Annotated in this window: 18 protein-coding genes; 14 read left to right on the top strand and 4 right to left on the bottom strand. The window is 50.2% G+C overall.

Features of this window, described 5'->3' with window-relative positions; all coding sequences use genetic code 11:
• Positions 1-26: 26 nt before the first annotated feature.
• Positions 27-1,532, top strand: coding sequence for a lysine--tRNA ligase (lysS, locus tag DW806_RS02330; protein ID WP_199677250.1), 1,506 nt, complete (start codon positions 27-29; stop codon positions 1,530-1,532).
• Positions 1,533-1,574: 42 nt separating this feature from the next.
• Here lysS and DW806_RS15000 read toward each other — a convergent pair whose 3' ends face one another.
• Positions 1,575-1,868: a hypothetical protein gene (locus DW806_RS15000; protein ID WP_147358066.1), complete on the bottom strand. Its 294-nt coding sequence runs from the start codon at positions 1,866-1,868 to the stop codon at positions 1,575-1,577.
• 328 nt (positions 1,869-2,196) lie between these two features.
• Here DW806_RS15000 and DW806_RS02325 point away from each other — a divergent pair, with 328 nt between their 5' ends.
• The 5 genes from DW806_RS02325 (at position 2,197) to DW806_RS15360 (ending at position 8,102) form a co-directional block, all read left to right on the top strand.
• Positions 2,197-2,523, top strand: a complete 327-nt coding sequence (locus tag DW806_RS02325; protein ID WP_110436349.1) for a hypothetical protein — start codon at positions 2,197-2,199, stop codon at positions 2,521-2,523.
• A 68-nt stretch (positions 2,524-2,591) separates the two neighbouring features.
• The gene (locus DW806_RS02320) at positions 2,592-3,419 is read left to right on the top strand and encodes a ParA family protein (protein ID WP_118285606.1); all 828 of its coding nucleotides are present in this window, start codon (positions 2,592-2,594) and stop codon (positions 3,417-3,419) included.
• On the top strand, positions 3,373-4,311 hold the full coding sequence (locus DW806_RS02315) for a ParB/RepB/Spo0J family partition protein (RefSeq protein WP_118285605.1): 939 nt from the start codon (positions 3,373-3,375) through the stop codon (positions 4,309-4,311). Before DW806_RS02320 ends, DW806_RS02315 begins: the two co-directional genes overlap by 47 nt.
• A 263-nt stretch (positions 4,312-4,574) precedes the next feature.
• Positions 4,575-7,844 (top strand): S-layer homology domain-containing protein, encoded by a 3,270-nt coding sequence (locus DW806_RS02310; RefSeq protein ID WP_118285604.1) that lies wholly within the window; start codon positions 4,575-4,577, stop codon positions 7,842-7,844.
• A 108-nt stretch (positions 7,845-7,952) separates the two neighbouring features.
• Positions 7,953-8,102 carry a hypothetical protein gene (locus DW806_RS15360; protein ID WP_199677249.1) on the top strand — a complete coding sequence of 50 codons (150 nt, stop codon included), beginning with the start codon at positions 7,953-7,955 and terminating at the stop codon, positions 8,100-8,102.
• Between the two features lie 199 nt (positions 8,103-8,301).
• On the opposite strand, the gene DW806_RS02305 is transcribed toward DW806_RS15360, so the two are convergent.
• Positions 8,302-8,913, bottom strand: coding sequence for a stalk domain-containing protein (locus DW806_RS02305; RefSeq protein WP_118285603.1), 612 nt, complete (start codon positions 8,911-8,913; stop codon positions 8,302-8,304).
• A 120-nt stretch (positions 8,914-9,033) separates the two neighbouring features.
• Here DW806_RS02305 and DW806_RS02300 point away from each other — a divergent pair, with 120 nt between their 5' ends.
• From DW806_RS02300 to DW806_RS02265, 8 genes are all read left to right on the top strand, one after another.
• A complete protein-coding gene (locus tag DW806_RS02300; protein WP_118285602.1) occupies positions 9,034-9,753 on the top strand; it encodes a hypothetical protein in 720 nt (239 codons plus the stop codon).
• Positions 9,750-10,301 (top strand): hypothetical protein, encoded by a 552-nt coding sequence (locus DW806_RS02295; protein ID WP_118285601.1) that lies wholly within the window; start codon positions 9,750-9,752, stop codon positions 10,299-10,301. Before DW806_RS02300 ends, DW806_RS02295 begins: the two co-directional genes overlap by 4 nt.
• A gap of 15 nt (positions 10,302-10,316) precedes the next feature.
• Positions 10,317-10,766 (top strand): hypothetical protein, encoded by a 450-nt coding sequence (locus DW806_RS15355; RefSeq protein WP_199677247.1) that lies wholly within the window; start codon positions 10,317-10,319, stop codon positions 10,764-10,766.
• 427 nt (positions 10,767-11,193) lie between these two features.
• The gene (locus tag DW806_RS15585) at positions 11,194-18,348 is read left to right on the top strand and encodes an N-6 DNA methylase (RefSeq protein WP_442861137.1); all 7,155 of its coding nucleotides are present in this window, start codon (positions 11,194-11,196) and stop codon (positions 18,346-18,348) included.
• 12 nt (positions 18,349-18,360) lie between these two features.
• Positions 18,361-18,855 carry a hypothetical protein gene (locus DW806_RS02280; RefSeq protein ID WP_118285600.1) on the top strand — a complete coding sequence of 165 codons (495 nt, stop codon included), beginning with the start codon at positions 18,361-18,363 and terminating at the stop codon, positions 18,853-18,855.
• Positions 18,856-18,941: 86 nt separating this feature from the next.
• Entirely contained in the window at positions 18,942-19,271 is a 330-nt protein-coding gene (locus tag DW806_RS02275; protein ID WP_118285599.1) for a DUF3848 domain-containing protein, read from the top strand.
• Complete coding sequence (locus DW806_RS02270) at positions 19,271-20,206, top strand: toprim domain-containing protein (RefSeq protein WP_118285598.1); 936 nt, start codon at positions 19,271-19,273, stop codon at positions 20,204-20,206. Before DW806_RS02275 ends, DW806_RS02270 begins: the two co-directional genes overlap by 1 nt.
• On the top strand, positions 20,203-20,934 hold the full coding sequence (locus DW806_RS02265) for a DUF3846 domain-containing protein (protein WP_118285597.1): 732 nt from the start codon (positions 20,203-20,205) through the stop codon (positions 20,932-20,934). Before DW806_RS02270 ends, DW806_RS02265 begins: the two co-directional genes overlap by 4 nt.
• Positions 20,935-21,114: 180 nt before the next feature.
• Here the strand turns inward: DW806_RS02265 and DW806_RS02260 are convergent, their stop codons facing one another.
• Positions 21,115-21,834 carry a Fic/DOC family protein gene (locus tag DW806_RS02260; RefSeq protein ID WP_110436359.1) on the bottom strand — a complete coding sequence of 240 codons (720 nt, stop codon included), beginning with the start codon at positions 21,832-21,834 and terminating at the stop codon, positions 21,115-21,117.
• A complete protein-coding gene (locus tag DW806_RS02255; RefSeq protein WP_110436360.1) occupies positions 21,827-22,030 on the bottom strand; it encodes an antitoxin VbhA family protein in 204 nt (67 codons plus the stop codon). The genes DW806_RS02260 and DW806_RS02255 overlap by 8 nt, the downstream gene beginning before the upstream one ends.
• Positions 22,031-22,055: the final 25 nt, after the last annotated feature.

Raw genomic sequence — 22,055 nt, 5'->3', positions numbered from 1 at the left:
AAATCTATATGAAAGATGGGGAAGATATGGCAGAACAGCATCAGGCGCAGGATCAGCACGAGCAGACCGCGGAGGAACTGCACGAGCTGAAGCGCATTCGCCGCGAAAAGCTGGCAGAGCTGCAGGCTGCGGGCAAGGACCCGTTCCAGCAGGTGCGCTTTGAGCGCGATCATTATACCACCGATATTCACGAGCATTTTGACGAGCTGGAAGGCAAGACCGTCCGTCTGGCAGGCCGCATGATGTCCAAGCGCATCATGGGCAAGGCTTCCTTCTCGGATATGCGCGACCGCTACGGCCGTCTGCAGCTTTACATCAAGCGCGACAACGTAGGCGAGGACGTATACAAGGGCTACAAGAAGTTCGATATCGGCGATATCATCGGTATCGAGGGCGAGGTATTCCGTACCCAGAAGGGTGAGATTTCGGTTTCCGTAACCGAACTGACGCTGCTCTCCAAAAACCTTGCACCGCTGCCGGAGAAGTGGCACGGTCTGAAGGATACCGATATGCGTTACCGTCAGCGCTATGTTGACCTGATCGTCAACCCGGAGGTACGCGATACCTTTGAGAAGCGCTCCGCTATCGTGCGCGAGATCCGCAACTTTATGGATTCCCGCGGCTTTATGGAGGTTGAGACCCCGTGTCTGAACACCATTCCGGGCGGTGCTGCGGCTCGTCCGTTCATCACCCATCACAACGCGCTGGATATTGATATGTATCTGCGTATTGCGACCGAGCTGCACCTCAAGCGCCTGATCGTAGGCGGTCTGGAGCGCGTATACGAGATCGGCCGTATTTTCCGCAACGAGGGCATGGACACCAAGCACAATCCGGAGTTCACCACCATCGAGCTGTATCAGGCTTACACCGATTACCACGGCATGATGGATATTACCGAGGACATGGTAATCCATGTCTGCGAAAAGGTTCTGGGCGGCACCAAGGTGATGTACCAGGGCACCGAGATCGACTTCACCAAGGGCTGGAAGCGCATGACCATGGCCGAGGCGGTCAAGGAGTACGCCGGCATCGACTTTATGGCGCTCTCTCCGGAGGAGGCGCTCGAGGCTGTCAAGGCCAAGGGCCTCGAAATCGAAAAGGGCAAGGAGAGCTGGGGCGACCTGATGAGCCTGTGCTATGACGAGTACGTTGAGGAGAACCTCATGCAGCCGACCTTCATCACTGATTACCCGGTTGAGATTTCTCCGCTGGCAAAGCGCAAGCCGTCCGACCCGCGTCTGACCGAGCGCTTTGAGTGCTTTGTTTACGGCCGCGAGCTGTGCAACGCATTCTCCGAGCTGAACGACCCGATCGACCAGAAGGAGCGCTTCGAGCGTCAGGTTGCTCTGCGCGCCGCAGGCGACGAGGAAGCCGGCATGATGGACGAGGATTTCATCAACGCGCTGGAATACGGTATGCCTCCCACGGGCGGCATGGGCATGGGCATCGACCGTCTGGTTATGTTCCTGACCGACGCGGCATCCATTCGCGACGTTCTGTTGTTCCCGACAATGAAACCTTTGGACTAAAAAGTTCGAAAGTTTGCCGTGTTTGTAGGAATTTCTGCATGATTATGATACAGAAAAGCCGGGCTGTATGCCAACGTGTGCCAAGCGTATGCCAATCCGTGTCGAAGTCGGTAGAATGCCCCAAAAATCACACATTTGCAAAAGTTTTACCGTCGCATCAGAGTAATCTGGTGCGGCGGTTTTTGCGTTTACAACTGATTTCGTGTACTGAAAAATAACCTCTGTTTCCAATGTGGAAGCAGAGGCTTTTTTTATGTTCCAAAATTTTTTGAAAAATCTCAAAAGTTTTTTATCAGTTTTTGAGGTTGAAGGTTGTAGTTGATTAGTGAGAGGCAAAGTTGATGGCCTCCCGCAGAACTGAATAACAGTCATCAGGTACGTTACCTGCACCGAGGGAAACCTCAAGCCGCTATCGACGGTGCGCCATGATTCCGGAAACGGAGGAGCGATCCAACCGATTCGATTGAAATCCGGACTGCTACCGGCGGAGGCGATGAAAGGTGCAAGGGATAATGATACTTCCGTAATTCGCGGCCCGGTCATAAAGAAGGCGGGGAGGTGAGATGCCTATGGAGCTGGTTCGCAGCCAGCCGCCTGATGATGCCCGGCACACAGGGCATAGAGAAGAACAGTGTGCGTACATAACCCAAAGGAGGAAAATGTTATGAATGAAGAATTAACTCTCGAAAAGCTGGCAGATCTGGCAGTCCATTACCCGGAGTACCTGATTGATGCGGCGGCAGAACACTTTAACGGTGATGAATGTAAACTGGAGGCTATCGCGGTTGTGGTCAGTGGACTTAACGATCTGTATATGCCGAGTTCCACACTGCTCTTTATTCGGGTGCTTTCCAAAATGCTTGATATGGAAGTTGAACTTCCGGCTGAACTGATGGACGACCCGTATCTCTGCGCATGGTTTATGCGTGAATTCGCCTATTGGCTGCTTCAGTATGTGGATGACTACTGCAAACTGTCGCAGGATGAGTGAGCGCCTGGGCGCTCACATACATAGCTGCCTGATTCAGACAGCTTAAAATGAGAAAGGAGGAAACCAATATGGAACAATGCAGAGTAATCGCAATTACCAATCAGAAAGGCGGCGTTGGAAAGACCACCACAACGGTGAATCTGGGTGTCGGCCTGGCGAAACAGGGAAAGCGAGTGCTGCTGATTGATGCAGACCCGCAAGGCAGTTTAACAATCAGCCTTGGAGAGCGTAATCCGGATCAGCTGAGCGAAACACTCTCTGATGTAATGGAATGCATCATCAACGATAAGTCGTTACCGGAAAACTTCGGGTTATTGAGAAGTTCGGAGGGCGTTGACCTGATGCCTGCGAATATCGAACTGTCCGGTACAGAAGTCGGCTTGTTCAATGTGATGAGCCGAGAGTATGTGCTGAAAAGCTACATTGATTCGGTCAGCAAAAACTATGACTATATCCTGATTGACTGTATGCCGTCACTCGGCATGATGACCATCAATGCGCTGGCAGCGGCTGACCGGGTGATTATCCCGTCGCAGCCGAGTTTTCTGTCAACGAAAGGTCTGAATCAGCTGATGCACTCGGTTGCCAAGGTCAAACGCCAGATCAATCCACGTCTGAACATCGATGGCATTCTATTGACGATGGTGGATAACCGAACTAACAACGCAAAAGCCATTTCTACGGCGTTGAGAGCCGCTGTAAGCGATCGAGTCCGCGTCTTTGATACGCAGATCCCCTTTTCTGTTCGTGCCGCTGAGAGCGCCCAGGAAGGGCAAAGCATCTTTGCCTATGATAAGGGCGGAAAGGTTGCGGCTGCGTATGAGGCGGTGACGAAGGAGGTGTTGGAGCATGAGTCGAAAGAAAGACATCGATCTCGATCTGACGGGGTTCGCTGAACTGTTTATGAATGATGAGGGGCGCGCAGAAAGTCGCTTGCCGCGTATCTATGATATTCCCTTATCTGAGATTGACGATTTCCCGAACCACCCATTCAAAGTCAAAATGGACGAGGACATGAACCAGCTTGTGCAGAGCGTGAAAGAGCGCGGTATTATCACGCCGGTTACGCTTCGTCAGAAAGAAGATGGCCGGTATGAGATCGTGTCAGGGCATCGACGGCGAAAGGCTTGTGAACTGGCAGGACTGGAGCGCGTTCCCGCAGAAATCAAGGAGTTGTCCAGAGATGAAGCAATCATTCTGATGGTGGAATCCAATTTGCAGCGCTCAATCATTCTTCCGAGTGAAAAGGCGTTCAGCTACAAGATGCGTCTGGAGGCGATGAAGCGACAGGGTCAGAGAACGGATTTAACTTCGACACCAGTGGTGTCAAAGTCGCGTAGTAATGAAGAACTTGCTGAACAGATAGGAGAAAGCAGAGAACAAGTCAGACGCTATATCCGCTTGACAGAACTCATTCCTGAGCTTCTGGATATGGTTGATGAGAACAAGATTGCGTTTCGTCCTGCGGTGGAGCTTTCCTATCTGACGGAAACGGAACAGCACAATCTTCTGAACAGCATCAGCTACAATGATGCCACGCCATCACTCCCGCAGGCCATTCGGCTCAAAGAGTTCTCCAAAGCTGGAAAGCTGAGTGCGGAGGTCATCGAAGCGATTCTTGGTGAGGAAAAGCCAAACCAGAAAGAGAAAATCAGTTTCAAGGCAGAACGGCTGCGTCCGTATATTCCCTCGACAGTGCCGCTGGAAAAGACCGAGGATTATATCATCAAGGCGCTGGAATATTATCAGCGTGCAAGGGAGCGGCAGAAAAGGGAACAAGCAAGATAACCTTCATCATGGGGAAAGTATGCCCATTTGCGGTACAACTGTCCCCACTTCCCTGCTCTTTCATTCCCCCTCTCACACTCTCCCCTTTAGTAAACCATCTGTATTACTACCTGAGAAGTAAGTATAGGGGCTGCAAAATCGCGAAGGAGGTGGTTGCAATGTAGCTATGATTGGACACAAGAAAACAGCGGCGGATTTTCCTCCACAGCAAGGACTGTGGAGTTTTTTCATGCCGCAAATCAAGACAAACGGAGGTATCTCAAATGAAAGCTAGAACGAAAAAGTTCGGCACGAGAGCCGTTGCCATGCTGCTTTCGGCAGTGACGGCATTTTCGCTGTTTCCTGTTTCGGCTGGTGCGGCACAGGTAAACAGCTATCACGATCCTGCGGAGCACTGGATGCAGGCTTCCGGTCGAACGAATGAGCTGGATGTCAATGCGGTTGTAACGCATGAAACCTTCAACTGTGGTGTATGCGGTAAGGCAACTTCTTTTCAGGCGTTCCGCATTCCGGAGTATACGAGGGACGGACAGACTGCTATGAACCGGAATGTGAAGTATTCGGACGGTACGATGGTCGGCGGCTCGGGTACGGGCACGATCCTGGATGGCGTTCCCGGTCAGAACGCGAGCTATACGGGTTATCACTGGACGAAAGCCGTGTGTGAGATCTGCGGTACGGTCAACAGCAACATGAGCATTAACGATTATGGTTTCGGCAAGAACGTCTATTGGCTCTATGACTGTGACTCGAAATTCATGCAGGAACTGCCCGAACAGAAAAACTATGACTATGTGGACAGTACCTATCACAAGGTCACAACGACCGGCGGTGAGTATTGCGCGTTCTGTTACGGCACGAATCACACCAAGAGCAGTGTTCTGGAACGGCATGACATGGAGAAAGAAATCCTTTCTCAGCCTGCCAATGGCCGGTTTGCCATCGTAGAGAAGTGCAAGGACTGCGACTACGCAAAATACGAGTATGTGGGTGCAAAGTCCGTTGTTGCCAGCTACTACGGTGTTGTGGACGGAGCACCGCACACCATCAGTGTGACAGACCTTTCTGATGCCGGTGTACGCACGGAAATCCGCTACGGCAACAGTGCAGACAGCTGCACAATGACCAGCGCGCCGAACTATACCGACAAGGGACAGTACGATGTGTATTATCAGATTACCTACACCTATCAGGGCGTAGAGATGACCGAGAACGGTGTAGCAAACGTCTGGCTGCATGATGAAACCACTAAGGATGACGGTAAGTGCAGCTGCGGCTGCTCTGACCCGAACTGCGGCTGCGAGGATAAAAACTGCGGCGGCAACTGCTGCACAGATAAAGGCTGCGGAGAAAAGCATCATTTCACGCTGCTGGATTCTGTAAAGGCCGGCTGCAAGACGCTAGGTTATGATCGTTATTTATGCACAGCCTGTGGAAAGATCGAAAAGCGCGATTATGTAGATTCTCTGGGTCATGTATGGCAGAGTGTAAAGATTCGCGAAGCCACCTGCGAAGCAGACGGCAAGCAGCTGGAGCTGTGCTCCCGCTGTGGTGAAATGAAAGAAACGGCAACGCCCAAGGGTGAGCACAAGTTTGAAACCCATTCGGTTGCGGCTACCTGCACCAATCCCGGCTATACCGTTCGTGAGTGCTCGATTTGCGGAGAGCGGCACATCGAAGATATTACTGCGACTCTGGCACACAAGTACGAAGACCATGTGATTCCCGCCACCTGTGAATATGGCGGCAAGACCATTCATCGCTGCGATGGCTGCGGCAGTGCATTCGTAACAGATTATACGGAACCGCTCGGCCATAGCTGGGACAAGGGTACTCTGGTGACGAATGCAACCTGCACCGGTGAGGGCGTGATGGAATATCACTGCGTTCGCTGCGGTGAGCACAAAATCGAGGGAAATGCTGCTGCCGGTCATGTTCCCGGTTCTGCGGCTACCTGTACGGAGCCTCAGCTTTGTACAAAATGCGGTGCGGTTCTGAATAAGGCACTGGGCCATGACTATAAGACCGAAATCACTAAGCCGACTTGCACGGAGATGGGTTACACCATGATGACCTGTACTCGCTGCGGCGATTCCAGCAAGACCGATTATACCAAGGCAACCGGTCACAAGCCGGGTGACTGGATCATCGATAAGCAGCCTACTGCGGACTCCGAAGGCAGCAAGCACAAGGAGTGTACTGAGTGCGGCGAAAAGCTGGATACGCAGCCGATCGAGAAAATCTACAACAGCGGTATGACTGACAGCAAGGGCCAGGCTGTTGTGGGCGGTTATCTGGTGACGGTAACGGATACGGAGGATAAAACGCCTGTTTCCAATGCGTCCGTGGTGCTGAACAAGGACAACAGCATTTCCATCCGTCTGCCGAACAGCAGACTGCTGGACTATGATGATCAGACCACTGTTCTGGTACAGCTGGTAAAGGATAAGAGCGCCGTTCAGGGTATGCGTATCGCTGTGACCGACAAGAATGATAACTATGCAGCAGATCAGACCGACAAGGCCGGTCAGATTACGGTTCCCATTGGAAACGGAAAGACCAACGAGGATGGCAAGATTACGGAGGGTTACGAAGATGCAGATCGTGACCGCTGGACGCTGACGATCAAGGTGGTTCACACTGACACCGGACGTCCGATTCAGGGTTCTGAGGTGTCCATTGGCAAGACCGGCAATATTACGGTTGAACTGCCCAAGGGCGTTGATATGGACAACAAACATCAGGTGACGGTGATTGTAACCGACCCGCAGAAGGTGCCGCAGAAGAATATCAATGTGATTGTGAAGAACGATCTGGGTGACAAGGCCACCGGCAAGACTGATAAGAACGGTGAGGTTACGGTTCCCGAAGTCGAGAGAACGGAACATCACAGCGCTTATGTCGTTGGCTATACGGACGGTACGTTCGGACCGGAACGCAACATGACCCGAAGCGAAGCAGCGGCGATTTTTGCACGACTGCTGGCAGATAAGAATGGGGACAACATTTCCCCTGTGGCAAAGACCAAGTTCAGTGATGTGCCTGCGTATGCGTGGTACAGCGGCTATGTGAAATACCTGAACAACAACGGTGTGACCTATGGCCACAGCAAGACTATTTTTGCGCCGGACGAGCAGATTACCCGTGCCGAGTTTACAACTATGGCGGTCCGCTTCTTTGATGTGTACGGCGATGGTGATGCTGAAATCATGGAGCAGTTCAAGAGCTTTGATGATGTGAGCGACGGCTACTGGGCGGCAGAGTATATCAAGGCCGCTGCAAAGCATGGCTGGATCACCGGCTATGGGGACGGTTCGTTCCGCGCTGACCGTCAGATTACTCGCGCAGAGGTCATGACGATTGTGAACCGACTGCTTGGCCGTGCGGCTGATCTGGAGTATGTCAGCGATAATCTGAGGAAGCTGAACACCTTCCCCGATGTAAGCCGCCGTTACTGGGCGTACAGCGATATTCTGGAAGCAGCAAACGCACACAATGCCATTCTGGGCACTGAGGAAAGCTGGTACAAGTAAGGCTTTCCAGTGGTCTGTCAATCGACAGGCCACATACATACCGTTTGCATATTTGCAAACACTTCTTACGGCATATATGATGAAGTCAAGAGAAAGGAGTGCTTGCAAATGTTCAAACGAGAGAATACAGTTCAGCTGGAAATCACATATAAGGAATTGCAGATGCTCCGGAGATATCTGCTCATCTGGAGAAATAAGCTGCTGGCGCAGGGACATATTACCGATCCGGTTGATGAACTGCTGGTCAAACTGGGCTGAAAAGCGAATAGACTTACATACATCGGCTGTTGCTGTGCAATGGCCGATGTTCTTTTATCCAGGAGGAGGGTTGAAAATGAGAAAGCGTGTAATCTGCGGCACAGCGGCAGCAGCGACTGTCATTGGTGTATTGCTTTGGCGCTGGTGGCGAAAGTAGAACAACACCCTGTCCATTATGGACAGGGTGTTGTCATGAGAATTACTTGATCCAGACAGAGGCGGGGTCGAAGTTGCTGAATGTGCAGCCGGATTGTGCAAAGGCAGTGCCGAGATTATAAGAACCAAAGCTGAAATACATGGTGATTTCGGAGCCGAGGAGGTCAGACTGAGCCTTCAAAGCCATTTGTTCTGCCTGCGCCTTCAGATCAGCGGCATTCATTGACTTCCACCAGCTTTTGAATTTGTCCATGGAAAGCGGGCCGGAATAAACGGCAGTGAAGATATGCTCATTACCGTATCGGGTGACCGGCTTTTCCGTGACCGTCCACTGAGAGGAAAAACTGCCAGTTTGATTAGCGGCCTGTGCAGCACCGTCAACAGTAGCCATGTTTTTGGCCGAATCATAACCGACGGTCAGACCATATGCTTCAGCCAGCGCACGAACCGGTGCATAGGTCGTGCTGTTGTAAGTGAAAACAAGAGCATCACGACCCTGTGCATCTTTAGGCTGAAAAACCTCGCCGTTGACCATGACCTGTGCCGGCTGGACGTTGAGGGTGATAAGACCGCCGGCTGCAAAGGCGGAAACTGTTGCAGAACTGATCAGCAGAGCCGCCAATGCACCGGACAGAAAGTATGTAATTCGTTTCATGGGAGTACCTCCGATTCATTTTGATGAATTTAGTATAAGGGCGAAACTGCACAAGCGCAAAGGTACGGCTACATACACTGCAAGCAGCGTATAAAATCACATAGATGAGGAGGAAAGACGATGGATATTGAAGTAAGACCTGCCACAAAGACCGAGCAGATGTACTGCTATACGCAGTCTGACCAGATTATGGGACAGACCGGCTGTATCGGTCATTTGCGTGCAGATATGGGTGACAGCGGCGATCAGTTCTTTCATGACTGGACCAGTCATTGTGAGAGGCTTCTGACGCCCGAGTTTGATGACGAGTTTAATCAGTTAATCAATCAGCTGAGAGAAGATGACGGTTTTCTGAAAAGCAGAGCGGCGGTATCAGCGTACTGTTACCGTCAGATCGACAGTGCGATTGACCTTGCGGGTCAGGATTTCGCGTTCCGTGCGGATACAAAGGATTATTCTTATCTTCTGCGGCTGAATCCACAGAAAGGAATGTATACGGTTTACTGCTACTGCTACAAGAGAGAGTTTCTGGACCATCATTTGCATCAGGCAGAAAAAGGGATTCGCTTTATCACATCGGATTATACGGCGCTCTTTCGCCTGCCAGATGGCGGTAAAATTCGTATCCTGCGGCAAGACGGAACCCATATAGACAGGGTTTGCAGGTACATCGACGATTACCATGTAGAAATCGGCTCCAGCTGGGACTCGATATATCATATCTGCCAGTTTGCCGAACAGATGGAACGTTGCCATAACACGGTGCTGCCGCTGGATACGATGGAGAATACTACCCGAAATACACGCAGCCGCCCAAAGGATCGAGGTGATGCGCGATGACAGAGCCGAAATACCTGATTTGGAGCAATTACTCGTTGGATTACGAGGATTGGCGTGAGGACCTGGAGGCAGAGTATCCCGAACTTTCCGAACAGGAACGGGAGGAAAAGATGTATGAACGGAATAGCGAATATCTGGACGATGAACGCATGAATCTCGATATTCAGCTGGATAAGCCGATTCTGGTGATTGTCGATCTCGGCCTCTGGAATGGACGTTACAGCGGCTACAAGGAAATCAAGAGCGGCAACATCAAGGACTGCCTGTTCTCGGAGTGCGACTATGTAACCTGGTATGTTGACAGGCTGGGTGATATGCGCTGTGATGCGGTTCACCATGATGGCACCAACCATTATCTCTATCGAACCTATAAGGACGGTGTCAGCGATGCGAAGATTGAGAATCTGAAAGAGAAAATTTATCGCGGCACCGCAACAAGGGCGGATATTACGCGCATAACCCGCCGGCTGGGCGATGAAATCGGCAAGGTCTATGGCTGGGATTTCCCGAAACAGAGCTTGTCAAGTGTGCAAAGAGATGCACGATGATGGAGGAAGGAGCGTATGGATAAGAACGCAGCACTGTGCGTGTATCTGAAGAAATATCACACCGGAAAAGAAAAAGCTGTTCCGAGCACAGAGCTGGAGCAGCTTTTTTCCTTGAACGGGCGTAACCTGCGCCGCAAGATCAATCGCTTGCGTCAGGATGGCGTTCCTATTTGCAGTGACCGGAGCGGATACTACTTTGCAGCAAATCAGGAAGAAGTGAATGCGACGGTCTTTCGTTTGACTGGACTGGTGACGAAAATATCCAATGCCCGGACAGGACTGCTGTATTCTTCGCTTTTAGGAGAGCTGCCGATTCCTGTTGAAGTGACAATTCAGATTGATGATGGAGGTGAGCGAGATGCCGAGCAAGTATCAGGTGATCACGGAGATGGAGGCGGAACATCTGCGGACTTTGACAGTGGATACGAATCACTATATGGACTTCTTGACCACTGCGGCGAATAATTTCAAATATTCGTTTCAAGAGCAGCTGCTGATTTTCGCACAGAAGCCTGATGCGACAGCCTGCGCCGAAGTCAGCTGGTGGAATAAGCATGGCCGCTGGGTTAATCGCAATACCAAAGGCATTGCGCTGCTGGTCGATACGGATGCACCGTATAAGCTGCGTCATGTGTTTGATGTATCCGACACCAACAGCAGAGCGGGCAAAGAAGTTCCCATCTGGAAGATGGAACAGAGATTCGTTGAGCCTGTCAAAAAGGTTTTGGCAGAACGATATGAGGTTGATACCCATGAGTCACTGGAGGATTGTCTGCTCAATGTGGCGGTCACATTCGTTAATGATAATTATCAGGATTATCTGGCAGAGCTGATGGAGGCAAAAGCGGGCAGCCTGCTGGAAAAGCTGGACGAGGACAATACACGCCTACAAATGCTGACCGCACTCAGTTACAGTGTCGGCTATATGCTGCATATCCGCAGTGGACTTCCGGGCAGAGCATATTTCGGAAATTCTCTGGACAAGGTCTGCAATTTTAATACGCCAGAGGTTATCTCCATTCTGGGAGCAGCAGTCAGTGATATGTCTGAGGTTCTGCTCCGCGAAATCGCAGTTTTAGTGCAGGATTTGCAGCGAGAAGAAAGAAATCAGAATCGCACATTTGAGGTTCCGGCGGACAGCCGGTATGATGTGAACAGAACAGCAACAACAGAAGGGAGCGCTGAATATGGAAGTGACCTATCACAAGGAGGGCGAGTATTATCTGCCGGATCTGATCGTGCCGGAGGCACCGAAGGTTGGGAGGTATGGAATGCTGCGGCGGAGATTCCTTCGGGAGAACCGGAACGGCACGTACACAGCGATGCTGCTGACCGGCAAGCTGAATCAGCACCTGGAGGAGATCGACCGTCAGGCGAACGAGATGATGGAAACGCTGACCGCGCAGATGGCAAAGCAGGAGGGCGTGAACGAGAGCCTGAAAGCGGAGAACCAGATGAAGTGGGTCGGGCTGATGAACAACATCCAGGCAGCAGCGGAGGAAATCGTGCTGAAGGAACTGGTGTACCGGTAACGCGAGATATTGGCGCTGCCACGATGCGGGCCGTTGGCTCGACCGGATTGGAGGTCTTTCACGATGAGTGGTACAAGGACTCCAAGGCGCCGTATTACCACTCCGATGAGGAAAAGAATGAGCTGCTGCGTACCAGTGATGCGCTGAAAGGCCATCGGACAGAAATCGCTTCATTTTTTTCTGACCATGAGGACAAGAATGAACGTGCAGATTTTATCAAAACGTTCTTTGATAACACGTTCACCGAAATGATACTGAGCAACGGTCAGCGGGCAGGCTATCGAGCATTTGACACAGTGTTTATGATGTGGCGAGGCTCGGCAAGCGACCCGGATCAGAGAGTGATTATGAAGTGGAGCACGGTTGCAGACCATATTACCGGAATGATCGTGCTGCATGAGTGGCTTTCACCGGATGAAGCAGTTTTGCCCAGCGTAAATGAACAGCTTTCTCTGATTGGCGAAGCCGAGTCCAAAAAAGACTCGGCTTTTGTTATGCCGCAAGACGCGATTGATTATGTACTCAGCAGTGGCAGCGGATTTGAAGACGGAAAACGGCGCATCTACCAACAGTTTCTCAAGCAGGAAGGAACAGAAGCGAATGTTCGGTTTCTGCGGCGAGAGTACGGAATCGGCGGCCATTCTGATGCCATTCCCGGTACAGACTACTGGCTGGAGTATGATGCAAAGGGGATTCACCTCAGCAAACTGCATGATGACGGCAGCAAGGCAGTTAATCTGTCCTGGAATATTGTTGAGAAGCGCATTGGTGAGTTGATTGCACTGGGACGGTATCTGAGTAAGGCAGAAATTGAGCGAATCAGTGCGGAACAGTCTTCAACGAAAGCGGATCAATCGACTGCTGCCCCGGCAAATGAAGAAGAACCGGTGCAGCGGCACTACTCACTTGGCGATAAGGTTTATCTGGGCGTTAAAGAATATGAAATTCTTGCAATCGACGATCATATGGTTCGGTTGTATGATTCGGAGTACCCGCTGTTCAACGAAGAACTGAGCCGCAGTGACTTTGATCGGCGCATTGCAGAAAATCCGCTGAATGACCAGCCGAAAGAAAGCAGTGGCGAACAAACAGCAGATGTAAAACCGCTGGCTGTTGGTCGATTGGACTATCTGGACTCGAACGGACACGTCGGGGAACAGGTGGAATATGATGACGAAACCCAGCTTGTCGAGCAAGTCAAAGAAGACGTAGATACAGGTGCACCGTTTACCATTACCTTGTATCGTGACCAGAACGGCACTACCATTCCACAGGATTTCCTGACAGACCTTGGAACACCGCCAAAGGGCTTTGCAGTCGTGGACTACGCAGAGGGACACAGAGAATATCTGCTGAACGAAAGCATACGCATGATCAACCTGTACGCGCTGGAGTGCTTTGAGGAGGAAGCGGATTTCAGCGACTTGACCGCAGTGCCGCTGGCGTACAGCACAACGGGTGACGGCGAGCATAGTATTCAGGTGGATGTAGATCTTGAGAACAGTCGTATGCTTTATGCGGTGGACAATGAAGAAATTGCCCGGATTCAGTTTGCGGATTTGAGTGACCTGAATGAGTCCCTTGCAAATATGACATTCGATGAACTCATTGCCTTTGGTGAAAACGAGTATGCTGCACAGCGCCAGAAGCCAGAGCAACCGAAGGAAACTTTGCTTATACCACCAGCTGCAAGGAAAAAGGAGATAGCGGCACCGCTGACACTGCTGCCGGAAATTCCGGATGCAGAACGCGCAGAGTACCATATTTCCAATGATCTGCTGGGTGTCGGAACGCCGAGGGAGCGATATGCACGAAATATCCGTGCCATTACCACGCTGAAAAAAGTGGAGGCCGAACACCGGCTGGCAACGCTACAGGAGCAGGAAGAACTTGCTCAATATGTTGGCTGGGGTGGGCTGTCAGACTGTTTCGATGAGCGCAACAGCCATTATGCCGAGTTGAAAGCACTGCTATCCGATGACGAGTACGAAGCCGCGCGCGAATCGACGCTGACAGCGTTCTACACACCGCCTGTTGTGATTCGGTCGATGTATCAGGTTTTAGAAAGGCTTGGATTCCAGCGTGGTAATATTCTGGAGCCGTCCTGCGGTGTTGGCAATTTCATCGGTATGCGTCCGGATAATCTGTCCGACTCGAAAATCTATGGCGTGGAGCTGGACAGCATCAGCGGACGAATCGCGCAGCAGCTATATCAGAAATCGTCTATCGCTGTTCGTGGGTTTGAAAAAACAGATCTGCCGGACAGCTTTTTTGATGCCGCCATTGGTAATGTGCCGTTTGGCTCTTTTAAGATTGTGGACAAGCGGTATGACAAGTATAACTTCCTGATCCACGACTATTTCTTTGCCCGCACTATGGATAAGGTGCGGCCCGGCGGTATTATCGCGTTCATCACCAGTAAAGGCACGATGGATAAGGAAAATCCGTCTGTACGCAAATATCTGGCACAACGAGCGGAGCTGCTCGGAGCAATCCGACTGCCCAATAATACGTTCAAGGATGCAGCGGGAACAGAAGTCACCACAGATATTCTCATTTTGCAAAAACGTGATCGCATGGTCGATCAGCTGCCGGAATGGGTCAACCTTGGCATTGATGTAAATGGTTTGCCCATGAATCAGTATTTTGTAGATAATCCGAATATGGTGCTTGGAACCATGCAGGAAGTGAGCGGTCCATATGGTCCGGAAACGGCCTGCTTGCCGACTAACGGCAGCAGTCTGGAAGAGCTCTTGACGGATGCAATTCAAAATATCAATGGGTCTGTGATGGAGTACGAAGTTGATGACCCGGAAAGTGAGGAGGAAGATCGCTCTATCCCGGCTGACCCGTCCGTACGCAACTTCAGCTTTACTGTTGTAGATGGTCAAGTCTATTATCGGGAAAACAGCATCATGCACCCGGTCGATTTGTCTGTAACCGGCGTAAACCGAGTTAAAGGCTTAATTGCAATCCGCGAGTGTGTCCGTAAGCTGATCGAATATCAGACAGAAGATTACCCGGACACAATGATTCAGCAGGAACAGACTAACTTGAATGCCCTGTACGATGCATTTGAGAAGAAGTATGGGCGCATCAATACCAGAGCAAACAAATCTGTTTTTGCTGATGACAGTTCCTTCTGCCTGCTTTCTTCCTTGGAAGTGCTGGATGACGAGGGAAACTTCGTGCGCAAGGCAGATATGTTCAGCAAGCGCACAATCCGGCAGCACACGGAGATTACCAGCGTTGATACCGCCTCGGAAGCTCTGGCAGTTTCTATGGGCGAAAAGGCAAAGGTGGATATGCCGTATATGATGCAGCTGACAAGTAAAACGGAAGAAGAAGTATTTGCAGATCTCAGTGGTGTCATTTTTCGGAATCCGCTCTATGAGGAGAACGGCACTCAGGCGAAATACCTGACCGCAGATGAGTACCTTTCGGGCAATGTGCGTGAAAAATTGGCGGTGGCGCGGAGACTGGCAGAAAGTGAGCCGGTATTTGCAGCGAATGTGACCGCGTTGGAAGAAGTTCAGCCAACGGACCTGACTGCAAGCGAGATTTCGGTTCGTCTTGGCGCAACATGGCTTCCGGAAGATGTGGTGCAGGAATTCATGTATCAGCTGCTGGACACGCCGTATTACGCACAGTGGAAAGTGAAGGTGCATTATTCCCGCTACACCGGCGGGTGGAATGTAGAGGGCAAGTCCTATGACCGCAGCAATATCAACGCGATCAGCACCTATGGTACAGATCGTGTAAATGCTTATAAGATCATTGAGGATACACTGAATTTGCGGGATGTGCGTGTTTTCGACTATGTGGAAGACGAAAACGGAAAACGAGTACCGATCCTGAATAAGAAAGAAACAGCAATTGCACAGGGTAAGCAAGAATTGATTAAGCAAGCGTTTCAGGACTGGATTTGGAAAGACCAGCCGAGAAGAGAACGGCTGTGCAAGCTCTACAATGAGCAGTTCAACGCATTGCGACCCCGTGAGTATGATGGAACTCACTTGAAATTTGTTGGTATGAACCCCGAAATCCAGCTCCGGCAGCATCAGCTGAACGCAGTTGCACACATTCTCTACGGAGGCAATACGCTGCTTGCACATGTTGTGGGAGCAGGGAAAACCTTCGAAATTGTTGCCGCAGCTCAGGAGAGCAAACGGCTTGGACTGTGCCGAAAATCGCTGATTGTCGTGCCGAATCACCTGACAGAACAGTGGGCGGCAGAGTATTTACAGCTGTACCCTTCTGCCAACATTCTGGTTGCAACAAAGAAAGACTTTGAAAAAAAGAACCGCAAACGCTTCTGCGGCAGAATTGCAACCGGCGATTTTGATGCCGTTATTATTGGCCACAGCCAGTTTGAAAAGATTCCAATGTCCGTTGAGCGGCAGCGTTATATTCTGGAGCAGCAGTACCATGAAATCATGGACGGTATCCGAGAACTGAAAGAACAGAACGGAGATCGTTTCTCGGTCAAGCAGTTGGAACACTCTAAAAAAGCAGTGCAGGCAAAGCTGAATAAGCTGAACGACCAGAGCCGGAAAGATGACCTTGTTACCTTTGAAGAACTAGGTATTGATCGACTGTTTGTGGACGAGGCACATTACTATAAAAACCTTGCCGCATTTTCTAAGATGCGGAATGTGGGCGGTATCAGTCAGACGGAGGCGATGAAATCCAGTGATTTGTATATGAAAAGCCGTTATCTGGACGAGATTACTGGTGGCAGAGGCACAGTATTTGCGACGGGCACCCCAATCAGCAACAGCATGGTGGAGATGTACACGATGCAGAAATATCTTCAGTATGGAACGCTCAAAGAGAAAAACCTGCTGCACTTTGATGCCTGGGCAAGCACCTTTGGCGAAACTGTTACTGCCATTGAACTGGCACCGGAGGGGACTGGGTATCGAGCGAAAACACGCTTTGCCCGGTTTTATAACTTGCCGGAGCTGATGTCGATGTTTAAGCAGACGGCGGATATTCAAACGGCGGATATGCTCAAGCTGCCGGTACCGAAAGCAAATTATCACAATGTTGTGCTGAAACCGTCGGCGTATCAGGTGGAAATGGTAAAGGACCTCTCGGAACGAGCTGAGCGTGTGCGTAATCGTATGGTTGATTCCAGCGTAGACAATATGCTGCTTATCACCAACGATGGCCGTAAGCTGGCACTGGATCAGCGACTGATGAACCCTATGCTGCCAGACGATGAGAATGGCAAAGTCAGTGCCTGTGCAAAGAATGTATTTGAAATCTGGCAGAAAACTGCGGAACAGAAATCAACACAAATGGTGTTCTGCGACCTGTCAACGCCGCATAACGATGGAAATTTCAATGTCTATGATGGCATTCGGGATAAACTGCTGGATATGGGTATTCCCAAAGATCAGATTGCCTATATTCATAATGCAGCCAGTGAGGCGCAGAAGAAGGAACTGTTCGGCAAAGTCCGCAGCGGCGAAATCCGAGTGCTGATTGGCTCAACGCAGAAAATGGGTGCCGGTACGAATGTCCAGAAAAAGCTTATCGCCCTGCACCATGTCGATTGCCCGTGGCGACCGTCCGATTTACAGCAGCGCGAAGGCCGCATTATCCGTCAGGGCAATGAGAACCCGGAAGTTGAGATTTACACCTATGTAACAGAGAATACATTCGACAGCTACCTCTATCAGATGGTTGAGGGAAAGCAAAAGTTCATTGGTCAGGTCATGACTTCCAAAGCACCGGCCCGATCGGCGGAGGATATTGATGAAACAGCATTATCTTATGCCGAGGTGAAAGCACTTTGTACCGGTAATCCGTATATCAAGGAAAAGATGGATCTGGACATTGCAGTTCAACGGCTGAAAATGCTGAAAGCAAGCCATTTGAGCCAGAGATATGCACTGGAGGATAAGATCGCAAAAGCGTTTCCCGATCAGATTGCGGCGCTGGAACAGAAAATCAGCGGATACAAGAGTGATATTGAGCTGCGAGAGGCACAGACAATGCCGAATGAAGACGGTTTTTCTTCAATGGAGGTCGAGGGAACCGCCTATATCGAAAAGAAAGCTGCGGGCAGCGCATTGCTGGCAGCGGCGCATAATATGACAAGCCCTGATGCGATTCCAATCGGAATGTATCGGGGCTTTGCCATGGTCCTCTCGTTTGACACCTTTGCAAAGGAGTATCGACTGAATCTGAAAGGCCAGCTCAGTCATCCGATTTCTCTTGGTACAGACCTGTTTGGCAATATCCAGCGCATTGATAATATGCTTGCCGGATTGGAGAGCGATCTCCGGCAGTGCGAAGCACAGCTGGATAATGCAAGGGTTCAACTGTCCAATGCCAAGGCGGCAGTGGACAAGCCGTTCCCGCAGGAAGATGAACTGAAAACCAAGCTGGCACGACTGGATGAACTGAACATTCTACTCAATCTGGATAAGCGGGAGAATGAAATTGTGGACGGCGAACCCGATGAGGGGGAGCCGAAAGAAAAGAAACGCGAAATGGAACGATGAGGAGATGAGAGTTTGACAACAGCAATGAGTCTCGGCCTGCTGTTTATCGCTAAGATGGCAGACAACGCCTTGAGCACCGTAAAAACGATTATGATTCAGAGAAACCGGAGTCTGCTGGCAGGCGTAGCAATTGCGCTTTCCAGCTTTCTTTATTTCTGGATTACACGCAGTGTGGTTCTGGCAGATAGCATGTTGACTACGCTGACTGTAGCAGTGGCCAGTGGTGTTGGCTGCTTTTTGGTCAGCGGCATCAATAACAAGCTGTCCAAGGATCGCACCTATGTCAATGTGGTGATGTCTGATGATATGGCAGCGATGCAGGACTTTCGGGATTACCTTGCCAAACACCATATTACCAATGTTGCGTCAGATAGCTATACGCTGGACTGGAATCGCAAGACGCTGACCGTAACAGCATACGCAGAAACCAAGGAGCAGAGCCGAATCATCAATTCATATATGGAGAACTCGGATACCAAATATAAACGGGTGATTCATAAAGCCTGAATGAACTTGCGTAGGGGAATCTCCTCCCCTACCCTACATAGCTGCTTTCGTATCAGCTGTGAATTGAAATTAGGAAGGTGATGAAAATGAACAACGAGGAACTGAATACTGCGCTCTATCAGAAGATGGAGCGTGAGCAGGACAAATATCGCAAGTGGCTCGTTCAGTGTCCGCCAGAGGAAATTCTTTCCCATGCTTATGAGTATGTTGTGCGCGAGGATATTCTGATGTCTATGGAAGAATTGAATCTGCCGGACGATCAGGCGATGGCACTGCTCAAACAGCGTGGGCCGCTCGACGACGTATTCAAGGATTTCAGCAAACTGGAAACCGACTACATGGAAACGGTGCGCGGTGCGATCGAGTCGTTTGCAGAGCGGAAAGCGGCAAAGGACCGGAACTGGGAGGCGAGGTAATGCCGGTTGTATCAAAAGAAGAAATCGCCAATGCCAGAAAGATGGATCTGCTGTCATACCTCAGAGCGTATGAACCGGGCGAGTTGGTGCGCTTTTCGGGTGAAACGTACTGTACCAGAACGCATGATTCGCTGAAAATCAGTAACGGAAAGTGGTATTGGTTTTCGCAAAATATCGGCGGTCGGTCGGCGCTGGATTATCTGGTTAAGGTGAAGGAGATGTCGTTCCCGGAGGCAGTGAAAATGCTCAACGGGCAGGCTGTTCAGCCGATATGCTACGAGAAACCGCCGCCTGCCCCGAGAAAGCTGCTTTTGCCGTTATTGGACACCAATACAAGCAAAACAGAGGCGTATCTAAAGAGCCGAGGAATCCATCCGCAAATCATAGCATATTGCATTCAACACGGATTGCTGTTTCAGTCAGAGAACGCCAATGATGTTATTTTTGTCGGATACGATACCAAAGGAACCCGGCGTTATGCAGCGCTGCGCTCCATGACTACGGATTACAAGGGTGAGGCAACCGGCAGTGATAAGCACTTTTCCTTTGCACTGGTTGCGGATGACAGACCAGTTAGAGAGGTTCATGTCTTTGAGGCCGCGATTGATGCCATGAGCTATGCATCGTTGAAAATCATGTATCACAAAGACTGGAGAAAAATCGCGTATCTGTCGCTGGCAGGCGTGTTCGCGAGTAAACGGGCGAATGTAGTGCCGGTAGCGCTGGAGCAGTTTTTGAAAGACCACTCGCAGATTACGAAGGTGGTTCTGCATCTGGATAATGACCGGGTGGGTCGGCAAGCGGCGGAAAGTATTATGGGCGGCTTAGATAAGAAGTATACGGTCCTGAACCGCCCGCCGCGAGCCGGAAAAGATGTGAACGATTATCTGCGAATGGAGATTGTAAATCGGAATGGAAAGGAGCGAGAACGATGATGGACATTATAATCTATCAGATCAATTTGAGCAGAGATGACGACCGGGTTGCGTACTTGGGACTTTCTCAGCTTGATAAGTTTCAGGGAAGTTCGGAAGTAAACAGTGGGATTTACGATAAGGTGTTTGAGGGAGCGGTTGAGGTCGATACGCTGGAAGGCGTATATCAGATGTTCAACTGTGACTGCCCGGAAGATTTTCAGGGACACTCGCTGTCGGTTTCTGATGTGGTCGAGATTGTTAACGGTGAAAATGCTGGCTTCTATTTCTGTGACAGCATTGGCTTTCAGCCTGTGAAGTTTGAGCCCGAACAGACACAGAAACTGGATACGAGAACGATGCGAGTTGTTCTGGTGGAGCCGGGCAAGGCAGCGCGTGTTGCAGAGATTGATGGTTCTCTAGAAGGAATGCAGAAAACGGTTAGCGGTTATATTCAGGCGGTCTATCCGTTTGAAGAAACTGTGTGTCTGGTCTGCAATGAGGAAGGCAAGCTGCAGGGACTTCCGCTGAACCGCGCCTTGCGGGATGAAGACAATCGCATCTATGATATTGTGGCGGGAAACTTTTTTGTGTGCGATTGCAGTACGGAGAACTTCAAGAGTTTGAGCGAGGAACAGCTGAAGCGCTACACCGAAAAGTATAAGCGCCCTGAACGATTTGTGCAGATTGATGATCAGATTCTTGCAATTCCGATGCCGGTCAAATCGGATAAGGAACGGGAGCGCTGAAAAAGGCAGAATACCGAACTGCCGTAAGAGAGCATAGCGGTATCGGTCTAACAAGCAACGGATTTGATTGTGCAAATCCAGCTTGACAGGGGCGAGAACCCCTATGACCCCTATTGGCTCTAACAGAATGAATAAAAAAGGAGAACGCAGGCTGTCGTGGGAAATGACAGTCTGCGTTCTTCAAGTTTCACGCTTGTAATGTGGTAGAGGTTTGTAGGGCTCTCTCTGATATTTGGAATAGCGGTCTGACGATGGGGAAATCGAGTTGCAGAGCGTTTCAACATCATAGTGAATGGGTGCGCTTTGAACAGCATCTAAGAGGATTCGTTCCAAATGCTCGTATTCAGATAATTGATCCAGTGATGCCATGACGAAAGAATCACGGACGTAACCAGCACTGGCGGCGAGCAATTCCTGATCCATGAAATAGCCGTGCTGCTCGACAAAAAAAGTCATCATCATTACTACGGTATGAGTATTGCCCTCGCGGAAAGGATGAACCTGCCAAATACGAGGGAAGCATCGACTGATAGCACTTACAAATTGCTCACGAGTCAGACTATCCCAATTCGGCTGGTATAGTGCGGAAAATGCACTTTCCAAATCATTGGGAATTTCCTCATCATTGCTATACCAAACACTGCGACCAGCTAACAATCGCTCACGCTTTTCAATGTTGATAATGCGGTATTTGCCAGCCCAATCATATAAATCGCCAAAAAGAAAATGGTGGATTTCACAGAGACCCGATGGGGTGAAGTCATGAAAACCGCGTTCGTACAGGAGCATCATGTTTGCCCGACTTTGCTCTGCCTCGATTCGATCAAGTGTGTTCTCATCTTTAATGCCTAACGAATTACGGAGAACAGGCACATCGTCATACAAGTATAAATCAGCCATTTTGGTGTACCTGTGATGCAATCTTTCGATGAAAAGACATTAGTGCGGATTTCATTTGTTCGCCAGTAATCTCGCCTTTCGCCCAGCTAAGAGAAAGCATCCGGGCATAATCAGAAACTGGTGCACCTTCGATTGCATTAATTGCATCAGCGGTCTTTACTGCCGCAACACGTCTATTAAACTGCTGTGTAGTCATAAAATCAACTCCTGACCACAGTATA

This window comes from Butyricicoccus sp. AM32-19 (genome assembly GCF_003480365.1).
Lineage (GTDB): Bacteria > Bacillota > Clostridia > Oscillospirales > Butyricicoccaceae > Agathobaculum > Agathobaculum butyriciproducens.
Note: the sequence above shows the minus strand (reverse complement) of the source record. Positions and strands in the feature narration are given on the sequence as shown.